The sequence below is a fragment of the Polynucleobacter sp. MWH-S4W17 genome (assembly GCF_018687535.1).
Lineage (GTDB): Bacteria > Pseudomonadota > Gammaproteobacteria > Burkholderiales > Burkholderiaceae > Polynucleobacter.
The window spans coordinates 767,954-781,042 of record NZ_CP061295.1; the positions used below are offsets into that span (position 1 = coordinate 767,954).

Consider the following 13,089-nt stretch of genomic DNA (forward strand, 5'->3'; position numbering starts at 1 on the left):
AATCTTTAAATTCGAAGTTAAACAGCACCCTTGGTTCCAGGGGATTCCAACGGTAGAAGTATTGTAAAGGTGCAGCCAGCCAGCTTGGTTTGTTCTGAGTCTTGAACATTGGTAGCCCAAAGTCTGCCATGGTGAGATTCAATAATGGAGCGACAAATATTGAGCCCCATACCCATTCCGTCGGACTTCGTGCTGAAAAACGGCTCAAATATGCGCTCCAGGACGTTTTCCGAGATTCCGCCCCCAGCATCGGTAACCTGGATTCTGAGCATGGCCGGGAAGATGCTGGTGTCTAAATCTGCACTAATCCGAACTGGTGGCGCTGACCAACGGGAGGAAAGGGGGTAAGCCTCACGGACGCTATCCAAGGCGTTTTTCAGAAGATTGACCACTACCTGCAAGATTAGGACTGGATCCAGATTAACTACGGGCAGATTTTCAGCAATTTCCGAGCTAATGACTAAGCGATGGCGGTGGGCTTCAATTTCAACCAAGCCAACCGCATCATTAATAATTTCAGTAATGTTCGCTGCTTTACGTTGAGGCTCGCTGCGCTTTACAAAGCCTCGAATGCGCTGAATGATGGTGCCAGCACGATGGGCTTGTTCAGAAGCCTTTTCTAATGCCGGCAAAATCTCTTTAGTTAGAGCAGGGTCAAGATGCCCATCCAGGCGCTTAGCAACGCCCATGCAGTAGTTTGATATGGCTGAAAGAGGTTGGTTTAGTTCATGGGCCAAAGAAGATGCCATTTCACCCATTGTGGTGAGACGACTGGTGAACTGCATTCGCTCTTGTTGTTGGAGTGCCAAATCATCTGCTTCTTTACGAGCGGTAATATCCGTGGCAATCAATAACTGTGCAAGATGTCCATCTACCCAAGGGATGTAACGACGTCTAACTTCAAACCATTGATTATTGTCATCGCCTAGCTGAACTTCTTCAGACTCGGATTCTTGGTACAAGAATGATGTTGGAATGCCGGGCGGAGAATCTTCAAGATCCTCTGCAATATCTCGCAGCGTCGTGTTATTAGTATCGCTAACTGCCAATTGGAAGTGACCTTGAGAATCATCACCAAAGCGCTCTTGATAAAAGCGATTAGCAAATAGCAGGGCGTTGGTTTCTAGGGATACTACTGACACGGCAGCGTCTAGACTTTCTAGAACGGTGGTGAAACGTTCTTGAGATGCGGCTAATTCTTCACGAATCTTTTTAGGCTCAGAAATATCAATTAATGAGGTCACCCAACCAGTCTGTTTCCCTTTTTCATTAATCAGTGGGGCAATAAAGGTACGGGTCTGTATCAAGGAGCCATCTTTCTTTAAAATCACCCCTTCGATGCCGACCCTCATTACAACGCTGATGTCGGACTTCATCGCCCGATTCATTTTCTCAACAAGCTCATCTCTTCTACTATCTGGCCAGAACGGAAAGGGCGGAGTGAGACCTATTAACTCTTCCGATGTCCAGCCTGTCATTTCGCAAAATGCTCGATTCACATAAGTAATGCGCTTTTGCATATCATGGGCACGGATACCCACGGGAGTGGAGTCTTCCATTGCATTACGAAAACTAGTTTCTTTGCGCAGACTGGCTTCGGCCTCTTGGCGGACTTGCATTTGCTTTAGTACGGACCACAAACTCCAAACCACGAATGCGCTTAATCCAATCACGACACCAATTAACATCCTGAAGGTGAGGTTGGTTGGCGGAGGATAGGTATCGATGCGTAAATTAATGTTGGGGCTTAAGACCCCAATGTCTAAACTTGTCTGATTGCTAAATGCTCTTTTTGGGGTATCTCTATCGGAAGAGATGCCTAAAACTCTTTCATTGTCAGTGAGCAAGGTAAAGCGGTAATGGGATTTGAGGTCACTTGGCAGGGCATCCAGTATTCCTTGAGTCGTATAGAGTGCCGCCAAGAAACCAACCACTTCTCCACCAACAATATTGGGTACCACTTGCCATAGAACAATTTTTCTATCTGTGGCGATCGGTGCATCACCCGGTAGATTTAAGGAAACAAACTGACTGAAAGCTGCTCGACTAGTTACTCGGCTAAGCTCAATAGTTGAGGCAAGACTAGAATTAATGGGCTGATCATTTTGAGTTTTGCTAATCCAATCCGATTTGTTACTTTCAGCGGGGGCTGCCCATAGTCGCTGATTTTGATTGTTCAACCAGATGATTTTGACGATCTCATGGTTATTTAAAACGAGATCTTCTGCTTGCTCGCGCGCAATTTGTCTGAGTTTGAATTGATCCTCGCTTGCAGCCATTTCTCGATTAATCGTTGTTAATGCATCAAGGTTGCTAGCGAAACGAGATTGAATACGCTGTTTGGCAAATGACAGCTCTCTAAATAGGGCAGCCTCTTGCTGATTCTTTTCTTGTAAATGCAGCGTTCCCAAAATAATGCCCATGACTGCTGTAAACAGAACAATGGCTAAAAGTGGGGTGTAAACAATCCTAAATCCACGTATTTTGCGGAGCCACCTAATGGGGCTAAGGACTAGGCTGGAAAATGCTGTTTTTCTCATGAATACAGAGCATTTTGCCCTATTTGACTGTGCAAAAAGTCAATTTAGATCTTTTTATAGCTTCTTATTTGCACCGCAATATAATACCACATTATGAGAAATACTATCATTATGTGGAAAATTGCTTGTTTACACCCATATACCTTCCTAGAATGTTGGCTATAGAGTTGATGACAAATTAAGCACTATTTAATGGAGACAAAAATGGCAGCAGTTCCAGATCAAGTATTAGGTAAACAGAATACTCAGGATGCAGATCCTGGCGAGACTCAGGAGTGGTTACAAGCGCTCGATGGCGTGATTCGTAACGAGGGTCCTGAAAGAGCTGCCTATCTCATCGATCAACAAATTTCTCATGCTCGTGTAAACGGAGTGGTACAGCCATTCCATGCTGAGACTCCTTACATCAATACTATTCCTGTTGAAAACCAAGCACGTTTACCTGGCGATCAAAATGTGGAACATCGCATTCGTTCATACACTCGCTGGAATGCCATGGCGATGGTGCTGCGTGCGAACAAAGACACGAACGTTGGTGGACACATTTCATCATTTCAGTCAGCGGCTACTTTGTATGACGTTGGCTTCAATCATTTCTGGCACGCACCGTCCCCCGAGAATGGTGGCGACTTAATATTTGTGCAAGGCCACTCTGCTCCGGGTGTCTACGCGCGTGCTTATATGTTGGGGCGCCTTGAAGAGGGTCAGCTCAATAACTTCCGTCAAGAAGTTGGTGGCAAAGGCATCTCTAGCTACCCACACCCTTGGTTGATGCCAGACTTCTGGCAGTTCCCAACTGTATCGATGGGCTTAGGCCCCATCATGGCTATTTATCAAGCGCGTTTTATGAAGTACCTAACAGACCGCGGCTTCATTCAAGAGCAAGGCCGTAAAGTTTGGGCATTCTTGGGCGATGGCGAAACCGACGAACCAGAATCCTTAGGTGCGATTGGTATGGCCGGTCGTGAAAAACTCGATAACCTGATTTTCGTCATTAACTGTAACTTGCAGCGTCTAGACGGGCCAGTGCGTGGCAACGGTAGCATTATTCAAGAGCTTGAGAGCGAGTTCCGCGGTGCCGGCTGGAATGTGATCAAAGTAGTGTGGGGCGGTCAGTGGGATGCTCTCTTTGCGCGCGATAAAAAAGGCATCCTAATGCAGCGCTTAGGCGAGATTGTTGACGGCCAGTATCAGACTATGAAGTCTAAGAACGGTAGCTACGTTCGCGAGATCGTTTTCAATACCCCAGAATTAAAGGCTTTAGTAAGTGACTGGAGTGATGATGAAATTTGGCAACTGAATCGTGGTGGTCATGATCCACATAAAGTTTATGCAGCATTTCATGCGGCAGTTAATCACAAGAATCAACCAACAGTGATCCTAGCGCACACTATTAAAGGTTACGGCATGGGTGGCTCAGGTGAGGCGATGAATATTGCTCACCAAGCGAAGAAGATGAACGATGACGACGTGCGTCGCTTCCGTGATCGCTTTGAGATTCCCGTTAAAGATGAAGAGTTGGACGAAATGCCTTTGGTCAAGTTTGCCGAAGGTAGCCCTGAATTGGAATATATGAAGGCGCGTCGTCAAGAGTTGGGTGGTTACTTGCCGCAACGTCGTACTAAAGCGGAGAGCTTGCCAGTCCCTGCTTTAGAAGTATTTGCTCCATTGCTTGAGGCCACTACTGAAGGCCGTGAGATTTCTACTACCATGGCATTTGTACGCATACTCAATACAGTAGTGCGCGATAAGGTGTTGGGTAAGCGGGTAGTACCGATTGTTCCAGACGAGTCCCGTACCTTTGGTATGGAAGGTATGTTCCGTCAATTGGGAATCTGGAATCAATTGGGTCAGCTATACACGCCAGAAGATCATGATCAATTGATGTTCTACAAAGAGGACAAGACAGGTCAAATTCTGCAAGAAGGTATTAACGAGGCTGGTGGTATGTGCGACTGGATCGCCGCCGCAACTTCTTACTCTACCCATGGCGTACCCATGTTGCCTTTCTATATTTTCTACTCCATGTTTGGTTTCCAGCGTATCGGTGACTTAGCTTGGGCCGCAGGGGATATGCGTAGCCGTGGTTTCTTGCTAGGTGGCACAGCTGGTAGAACTACCTTGAACGGCGAAGGCTTACAGCACGAAGATGGTCATAGTCATCTGTGGAGTGGTGCGGTTCCGAACTGCATCAGCTATGACCCAACCTTCTCATTTGAATTGGCTGTAGTGATTCAGGATGGTATGCGTCGCATGTTGGAAGTTCAGGAAGATGTTTACTACTACGTTACTTTGATGAATGAAAACTATTCACACCCAGCAATGCCTAAGGGTGCGGAGAAAGACATCATCAAGGGCATGTATAAGCTCAAGTCCGTTGGTGACGACAAAGCAAAGCTACGTGTACAGCTCTTAGGTTCAGGAACGATCTTCCGTGAAGTGATTGAAGCTGCAGAGATTTTGCATAAAGACTGGGGTATTGCTTCAGACTTGTGGGGTTGCCCAAGCTTTACTGAGCTAGGCCGTGATTGGACTGCGGTTCACCGTAGCAATTTATTGAACCCAAGTGCTGCGCCAGCCTTATCTCATGTAGAGAAGTGCCTGAAAGATACTGCAGGCCCAATCGTTGCAGCAACCGACTATGTTCGTCTATTTGCTGAGCAGATTCGTCCAGCAATTCAGCACATGGGTCGCCGTTATGAAGTATTGGGTACTGATGGCTTTGGACGTTCTGATACTCGTGAAAAACTCCGTGACTTCTTTGAAGTGGATCGTCGCTGGGTCATCCTCACTGCCTTGAGATCTTTGGTTGACTCTGGTCAGCTTGATCGCTCTAAGTTAGCTGAGGCGATTAAGAAGTACAACATCGATACTACTAAACCAAACCCAATGACGGTTTGATAAGAGATAAATACTATGAGTCAAATAATTGAAATCAAAGTCCCGGATATCGGCGACTATAAAGATGTACCAGTGATCGAAGTATTGGTTAAAGCCGGTGACAAGATCGAAAAAGAACAATCGATCGTTGTACTGGAGTCTGATAAGGCGACGATGGATGTTCCTTCATCACATGCTGGCATTGTCAAAGAAGTCAAAGTCAAGGTGGGCGACAACCTATCCGAGGGATCTCTTGTCATTACCCTGGAAGAGGGCACGGCATCAGCCCCGTCTCCAGCAGCGGCCTCTGTATCCAGCGCATCTGCAGCAGCACCTGTAGCAGCCAGTAACAGCGGTGCACCCATCGAAATCAAAGTCCCGGATATCGGTGACTATAAAGATGTACCAGTGATCGAGGTCTTGGTGAAAGCTGGCGATAAGATCGAGAAAGAACAATCGATCGTTGTACTCGAGTCTGATAAAGCGACAATGGATGTTCCTTCTTCACACTCAGGCATCGTCAAAGAAGTTAAGGTAAAGGTAGGCGATAACTTATCGGAAGGATCGGTAGTTGTCATCTTGGAAGGTGGAGCATCTGGCGTATCGACTCCAGTGTCTACTCCTGCAGCTGCACCTGCCGCGCCAGCAATTAAAGCTGTAGAGCCTCCGATTGCACGTGCACCAGCGCCTCCACCTATCAGTAATACTCCTCCGCCAGTCGACGCCGCAGTAAGTCATGCAAGTCCATCCGTACGTAAGTTTGCGCGTGAGCTTGGCGTCACTATTACTCAAGTTAAGGGATCTGGGCCCAAAGGCCGTATTACTCAAGAAGACGTCCAAGCATTTGTGAAGGCGGCTATGAGTGGCGGTGCAGGTAGTGCTGTAGCCGCTTCAAGTGGCGGTAGCTTAGGCGGCTTGAATCTGATTCCTTGGCCGAAGGTTGATTTCACCAAGTTTGGTGAGATCGAGCGTCAACCACTCAATCGCATTAAGAAACTCACTGCAGCCAATTTAGGCCGCAACTGGGTGATGATCCCAGCCGTGACTTATCACGAAGATGCTGACATTACTGATTTAGAGGCATTCCGCGTTCTTACTAATAAAGAGAATGAGAAGAAGGGTGTCAAGATTACGATGCTGGCTTTCTTAATGAAAGCTGCAGTCGCTGCATTGAAAAAATATCCAGAGTTCAATAGCTCCTTGGATGGTGATGATCTGATTTTGAAGAAATACTTCAATATTGGATTTGCCGCAGATACTCCAACTGGACTGGTTGTACCGGTCATTAAAGATGCCGATAAGAAAGGAATCTTTGAGTTGGCGAAAGAAACTTCTGACTTGGCGGCTCTTGCTCGTGATGGCAAATTAAAGCCAGACCAAATGCAGGGCGCTAGCTTCACGATCTCATCATTGGGTGGTATCGGTGGTACGTATTTCTCTCCCATCGTGAATGCTCCTGAAGTAGCCATTATGGGCGTGAGCAAAGCGGCTATGAAGCCAGTGTGGGATGGTAAGCAGTTTGTGCCACGCCTCATTTGCCCACTGTCTCTCTCTGCAGATCACCGCGTGATTGATGGTGCTTTAGCTACCCGCTTCAATGTGTACATTGCTCAGCTCTTGGCCGACTTCCGTCGCGCCAGTCTGTAAGGGGAATTTATGGCTAAGCAAATGATCCTTGTGCCGGATATTGGCGATTACTCAGATGTACCCGTCATTGAAGTGCTAATTAAAGTTGGTGATGTTATCGAAAAAGAGCAGGCGCTACTAGTTCTCGAATCCGATAAAGCAACCATGGAAGTTCCAGCCGATGCTGCAGGTACTGTTACTAGTATTGCAGTCAAGCTTGGAGATAAAGTGAGTAAAGGTTCTGTGATTGCGGAGATTGGGGCTAGCGGTGCAGCGCCTGCGCCTCAACCGGCTCCAGCAGCAATATCTACTACATCAACTGCGCCAGCGGCGCCAGCTACACCAACAATGACAGCTGCCCCTGCTCCAGTAGCAGGGCAGTACAGCGGTAAGGTTGATCATGAGTGTGAAGTGTTGGTACTTGGTGCTGGCCCTGGTGGTTACAGCGCGGCGTTTCGTAGCGCTGACTTGGGCATGAATACTGTTTTAGTAGAGCGCTATCCCACTTTGGGTGGGGTTTGCTTGAACGTTGGATGTATTCCATCCAAAGCATTGCTGCACACCACCTCAGTCATGGATGAAGTCAAAACGATGGCTAAGCACGGCATTACTTTTGGCGCGCCGAAGATTGAGATCGATCAACTCCGTGGTTACAAAGAGTCCGTCATTGCTAAATTGACTGGCGGTCTTGCTGGTATGGCAAAGGCTCGTAAGGTAAAGGTGGTGCGTGGTCTAGGCAAGTTCTTGGATGCAAACCATGTTGAAGTTGAGTTAACGGATGGTACTGGTCAGGATCTCACTGGTCAAAAAGAAGTGGTGCGCTTTCAGAAGGCCATCATCGCTGCGGGCAGTCAGCCAGTGAAACTACCATTCTTACCAGAAGATCCACGCATTGTGGATAGTACTGGCGCATTGTTACTGAAGAATATTCCCAAGCGCATGCTCGTCATTGGCGGCGGCATTATTGGTCTAGAGATGGCTACGGTTTACAGCACGCTAGGCTCACGCATTGATATTGCCGAGATGATGGATGGCTTGATGGCGGGCGCCGATCGTGATTTAGAAAAGGTCTGGGAGAAGTTCAATGCCGGACGTTTTGAAAAAATCATGCTTAAGACTCGTGCTGCTAAAGCAGAAGTTAAGCCTGATGGAATTCAAGTTTCTTTCGAGGGCGAGAATGCGCCGGCTGAACCGCAAACGTATGACTTGGTATTAGTCGCAGTAGGCCGTACTCCGAATGGCAAAAAGATTGATGCTGGCAAAGCGGGTGTGCAAGTGGATGAGCGCGGCTTTATTCCAGTTGACAAACAGATGCGGACTAATGTCTCTCATATTTTTGCAATTGGTGACTTAGTTGGTCAACCGATGTTGGCACATAAGGCGGTGCATGAAGGTCACGTTGCTGCGGAAGCTGCTGCTGGCGAAAAATCTTACTTTGATGCGAAGCAAATTCCATCGGTTGCCTACACCGATCCTGAAGTGGCTTGGGCTGGTTTGACAGAAGAGCAGTGCAAGGCCCAAGGTATTGCTTATGAGAAGGGTTTATTTCCATGGGCAGCTAGTGGACGCGCGATTGCTAATGGACGTGATGAAGGTTTCACAAAACTCATTTTTGATGCTACTACCCATCGGATTATTGGTGGCGGTATTGTTGGCACGCACGCTGGTGATTTAATCGGTGAAGTGTGTTTGGCTATTGAGATGGGTGCTGATGCGGTGGATATCGGTAAAACGATTCATCCACACCCAACCTTAGGTGAGTCAGTCGGTCTTGCGGCTGAAGCAGCCCACGGCCATTGCACTGATTTGCCGCCAGTGAAAAAGAAATCTTAAGTAGCGCTTAAGGTGCAAAAGGAAAAGCCCTGAGCGATCGGGGCTTTTGCACTTCAGCATCTATGAAATCAGTTTGGCATTGAGCTCACGAATACGTTCATCCACATAGTAGCCCCCGCATTCGGTATATCGGAGGTATTTAGCTCCACAATGCTTGCATTCAAATACATCAGATTTATTGTATGGATGGAGGGTGGGAGAAATAGGGGCATCCTTAGACCAGATGGTCACTCCCTTAGGGAGACCTTCCTCCCAGCATTCCGGAGCATCTTCGACTCTCAGAGTTCCAACGCACTCCAGGGAATTTGTCAGGAAACCGCCAGGGACGCTTTCCCAGCCTTCGCAGCTCAGCGACAGACAGTCAGGGCATTTATCTTTGGGGTCAAAAGACTTGGCGAGGGACAGCAACTCGTTTCTATTGAGGCTTTTAGTCATTTAAAGAAATTAGTATAAAAGTGCGCTGAGTAAGGTGCGTTTTGGATAAAGAATAAATCAAGCTGTCTAAGCTATAAGAAAAAGCCCCGAGCAATCGGGGCTTTTGTATTCAAGGTGCTTGCTAAGAATTATTTCTTCTTCGTCGCCTTGCTAGCTTTCTCTGCAGTCTTCAATGCTGTTTCAGTTGCGCTACTAAGGTTAGTTTGCGCGACTTCAACTGCATGCTTAACTGCTTTTTGACTAGTTTCAAATACATTGTTTGCAGAAGCAATTGCTTGCTTCATTGCTTGCATAGCTCCATCTGATCCGGCCGGTGCATTTTTTGTCCACTCTTCTACCAAAGAGTTAATTTTCATTTGGCCAGCTTGGAATTCTTTTTCAGCGGATTGTGTAAAGCTGTTTTGTGTCTCATGAGCCAACTCGTATAAATGACGGCTGTAGGCCATAATTTTTTCTGCCATTGGTTGCACTGTTTCAGCTTGATGGGCTAGCAACTGTTGAATGTCTTTTACTTCCAGTGCTTTCTTGGCGCTATTCATGCTATCGCTCAAGCTTTGTTTGGCAATATGCATATTGAGCTCAACCAACTTTTCAATGCTTTGCAATGCTTGATTGGTTAAGCCACTCAAAGTCTCTAAGTTTGCTTTTTGTGCGGCTGCAATTTGTTCTGGAGTTAAGTTCATCTGCATCTCTTTCCGTTTAACTGTTTTGAATATTTTGATCTTCGGCTTTTACCTAATGTACTCTCTTTGCACCATTGTATGGCATAGATGTTGCGTTGCAGCATAAATGGCTTGCCATGTAGATCAAGAGTTCAAATGAGAAAAGAGCCTAAAATTAAGAGCTCAGTAAGAAATCTCAATATTTTCAGTAAGTTACCCATGAAGCTTTCGCTTGATAACGCCATTGCACCGATATTCGTCCTCATTTGGAGTACTGGCTTTGTAATTGCGCGATTAGCAATGCCATACGTAGAGCCAGCCACCTTTCTATTTTGGCGTTTTGCAGGGGTTCTGGCAGCCATGGCAGCGCTCAGCCTCGTATGGAGAATCACCTGGCCCAGTTGGTCGCAAATCAAGCACATCGCCATTGCTGGGATCTTGCTGCAGTTTGGTTATTTGCTGGGCGTATGGTTTGCCGTACGTCTAGGGATGACGGCAGGGTTGGTGGCCATTATTGTTGGCCTGCAACCTATCATTACGGCCTGGTTTGCTGCTTGGATTTCTGAGAAGGTGAGCTCGCGTCAATGGATAGGCCTAGGATTCGGATTTGCGGGTGTTGCGTTGGTGGTTGCTGAGAAGATTGGCTTTAACCACATTCCATTTGTTAGTTACGTTTTGGCGTTTATTGCACTGCTCTCAATTACGTTTGGTACTTTGTATCAAAAGAAATTCTGCCCCGTATTTGATCTACGTGCTGGATCCTCTATTCAGTTTGGGGTATCGGCAGTTCTGTGTTTCTTTTGTATGTATTTCTTTGAGTCTGGCGTGATGGTTTGGAACCCATCTGTTATTGGCGCCTTGCTATGGGCCATCTTCCCCCTGTCAATTGGATCGATTAGTTTGCTATTTATGATGATTCGCAAGGGGGCAGCCACTAAGGTGACTAGCTTGCTCTATTTAACACCTCCGACAACCGCTGCAATGGCTTGGCTCTTATTTGATGAGCCGTTTACATTGCTGATGGCAGTAGGTTTGTGTTTGACGATGACTGGGGTTGTGCTGGTGAATGCCCGTCAGACCAATACAGTAGCGACGATTGCCGAGTAGGGCAGTCATTTGGTGGGATAAATTACCTGGATTGGGGCGAATAAAACCGCTTTGTCTTCGGAAATTAATTATCATTCCGTATGTTGAAAGTTTTGGAAGGTATTTTGGGATGCGTTTGAATCGATTTTGGCCCCTAGTCATTGCATTGCTCTTTTCGCTGGGAGTGCTGGGTAACGCCCCTGTACAGGCTTCAACAAAAGACAAGCAGAAGCAAGCAAAGTCAACAAAAGTAGTGGCCAAGTCACCCAAAAGCGCCAAAACCGTCCGTGTCACTGTTACTAGATCATCTGCACCCGTAGTTGCAGGACCTCCATCATTGGCTACTGCATTAGGTTTACGTGGTCAGCGCGATGAGCTCAATCTTAAATCCACTGTAGTGATGGTGGTCAATCAAGACACGAAGGAAGTTTATTACGAGAAGAATCCATCCGTCAGTTTGCCCATTGCCTCCATCACCAAGCTTATGACAGCCATGGTGACACTCGATGCAAAATTGCCGATGGATGAGGTCGTCGTGATTAATGCTGAAGACGCTCATATCTATAGACACTCTCGTTTGGCTGAAGGCACTGCACTGACTCGAGAAGATGCGTTGCATTTGGCTTTGATGTCCTCTGAGAATCGCGCTGCATATACCTTGGCCAGAAATTATCCTGGTGGCCTACCAGCATTTGTGTCTGCTATGAACCATAAGGCAAAAGAACTCGGCATGGAGCACTCTCACTTTGAGGATCCTACTGGACTGACTAGTGAGAATGTTGCTTCAGCAGAAGATCTCACACGCATGCTAAATGCTGCCTATCAGTACAAAACCATTCGTGAGTTCTCAACCTGGCCAGATTTAACTATGGTCATCGCCAATCGCCCGCAAAAGTTTTTGAACACAAATCGTTTGGTGCGCTCCGGGGATATGGATATCGGATTACAGAAGACGGGCTTCATTAATGCTGCAGGTCGATGTTTAGTCATGCAGGCAAGAGTAAACAACACGCCACTGCTATTGGTCTTTTTGGATTCAGTGGGAACGCAATCGCGCTTTGCCGATGCAGTACGTGTACGCGATTGGTATGAGCGCATGCCATCTGGCGCGCAACCCATTCGTCGCTTGATGTAACTGCTTAATTAAGCTGCTGAGCCTGGCTCGGCAGACTTGGGTTTAAAACCCATGCCTTTGGATATCTGCAAGGCTGTTTCTTGAAGGGCGCGGAGCCAATCGGCCTGAATGCGATCCGTTGGAGCGCTCAAAGAGAGACCAGCAACCAATTTCCCAGTGTCATCCAGAATGGCTGCAGCTAAACAGCTCACGCCCAACTCAAGCTCTTCGTCATCGCGAGCGCTACCGACTTTACGAACGTGATTAAGTTCGGTTTCGAGTTTGCCTAATTCGGTAATGCTGTTACGAGTGTGTCCAGACAAACCTGTGCGAGTGACATAGGCACGTACTTGTCCAGGGTCGTCGCTCGCGAGGAAGAGTTTGCCAACCGAGGTGAGATGTAAAGGTGCGCGACCACCAATGGCGCGTACTACCTGCATGCCTGAGCGTTCGCTATATGCGCGATCAACATAGACGATTTCATCGCCTTGACGCACGGATAAGTTAACGGTTTCACCAGTGAGCTTGTGGAGAGTACGCATTGGTAGTTGCGCAGCTTCACGCACAGATAAGCGTGCTTTCACTAAATTACCCAGCTCTAAAAGTTTTAAGCCAAGGCGATAGGTGCCACCATCGCCACGCTCAACCAATCGGCAAGCAACGAGGTCATTCAAAATTCGGTGGGCAGTAGAAGGGTGCAGACCAGTTGTCTCTGCGAGATTCTTCAGGCTGCTGGATTCTTCTTGCTCAGCAAGGGCGTCTAGCAAATTCATCATGCGCTCCACTACTTGGATGGCTGTCTTGCCAACCTCGCCGGCAGATTTAGGAGTTTTGATGGTCTTGCTGGTGTTCATGACTTCATTGTAGCGATTTCAGACAAAATTGCATATTATGAAATGCTATTTTATAAAGC

At 47.2% G+C, this 13,089-nt stretch carries 8 protein-coding genes; 5 read left to right on the forward strand and 3 right to left on the reverse strand.

What is annotated here, in order from left to right; genetic code table 11:
• Positions 1-17 precede the first annotated feature (17 nt).
• The gene (locus tag C2755_RS04030; RefSeq protein ID WP_215321876.1) at positions 18-2,540 is read right to left on the reverse strand and encodes a PAS domain-containing sensor histidine kinase; all 2,523 of its coding nucleotides are present in this window, start codon (positions 2,538-2,540) and stop codon (positions 18-20) included.
• A 204-nt stretch (positions 2,541-2,744) separates the two neighbouring features.
• Between C2755_RS04030 and aceE the strand changes: the two genes are divergently transcribed.
• Genes aceE through lpdA form a run of 3 tightly spaced genes read left to right on the forward strand, consistent with a single transcriptional unit; the run spans position 2,745 to position 8,879 of the window.
• Complete coding sequence (aceE, locus tag C2755_RS04035) at positions 2,745-5,441, forward strand: pyruvate dehydrogenase (acetyl-transferring), homodimeric type (protein WP_215321877.1); 2,697 nt, start codon at positions 2,745-2,747, stop codon at positions 5,439-5,441.
• 15 nt (positions 5,442-5,456) lie between these two features.
• Positions 5,457-7,067 carry a dihydrolipoyllysine-residue acetyltransferase gene (aceF, locus tag C2755_RS04040; RefSeq protein WP_215321878.1) on the forward strand — a complete coding sequence of 537 codons (1,611 nt, stop codon included), beginning with the start codon at positions 5,457-5,459 and terminating at the stop codon, positions 7,065-7,067.
• 9 nt (positions 7,068-7,076) lie between these two features.
• On the forward strand, positions 7,077-8,879 hold the full coding sequence (gene lpdA, locus C2755_RS04045; RefSeq protein ID WP_215321879.1) for a dihydrolipoyl dehydrogenase: 1,803 nt from the start codon (positions 7,077-7,079) through the stop codon (positions 8,877-8,879).
• A gap of 563 nt (positions 8,880-9,442) precedes the next feature.
• Here the strand turns inward: lpdA and C2755_RS04050 are convergent.
• Entirely contained in the window at positions 9,443-9,997 is a 555-nt protein-coding gene (locus C2755_RS04050; RefSeq protein ID WP_215321880.1) for a phasin family protein, read from the reverse strand.
• A gap of 198 nt (positions 9,998-10,195) precedes the next feature.
• On the opposite strand from C2755_RS04050, the gene C2755_RS04055 reads away from it, so the two are divergent.
• Together C2755_RS04055 and C2755_RS04060 are read left to right on the forward strand one after the other, a co-directional pair.
• Positions 10,196-11,083, forward strand: a complete 888-nt coding sequence (locus tag C2755_RS04055; RefSeq protein WP_215321881.1) for a DMT family transporter — start codon at positions 10,196-10,198, stop codon at positions 11,081-11,083.
• Positions 11,084-11,192: 109 nt separating this feature from the next.
• Positions 11,193-12,197, forward strand: coding sequence for a serine hydrolase (locus C2755_RS04060; RefSeq protein WP_215321882.1), 1,005 nt, complete (start codon positions 11,193-11,195; stop codon positions 12,195-12,197).
• An 8-nt stretch (positions 12,198-12,205) separates the two neighbouring features.
• Here the strand turns inward: C2755_RS04060 and C2755_RS04065 are convergent, their stop codons facing one another.
• Complete coding sequence (locus C2755_RS04065; protein ID WP_215321883.1) at positions 12,206-13,030, reverse strand: IclR family transcriptional regulator; 825 nt, start codon at positions 13,028-13,030, stop codon at positions 12,206-12,208.
• Positions 13,031-13,089 lie beyond the last annotated feature (59 nt).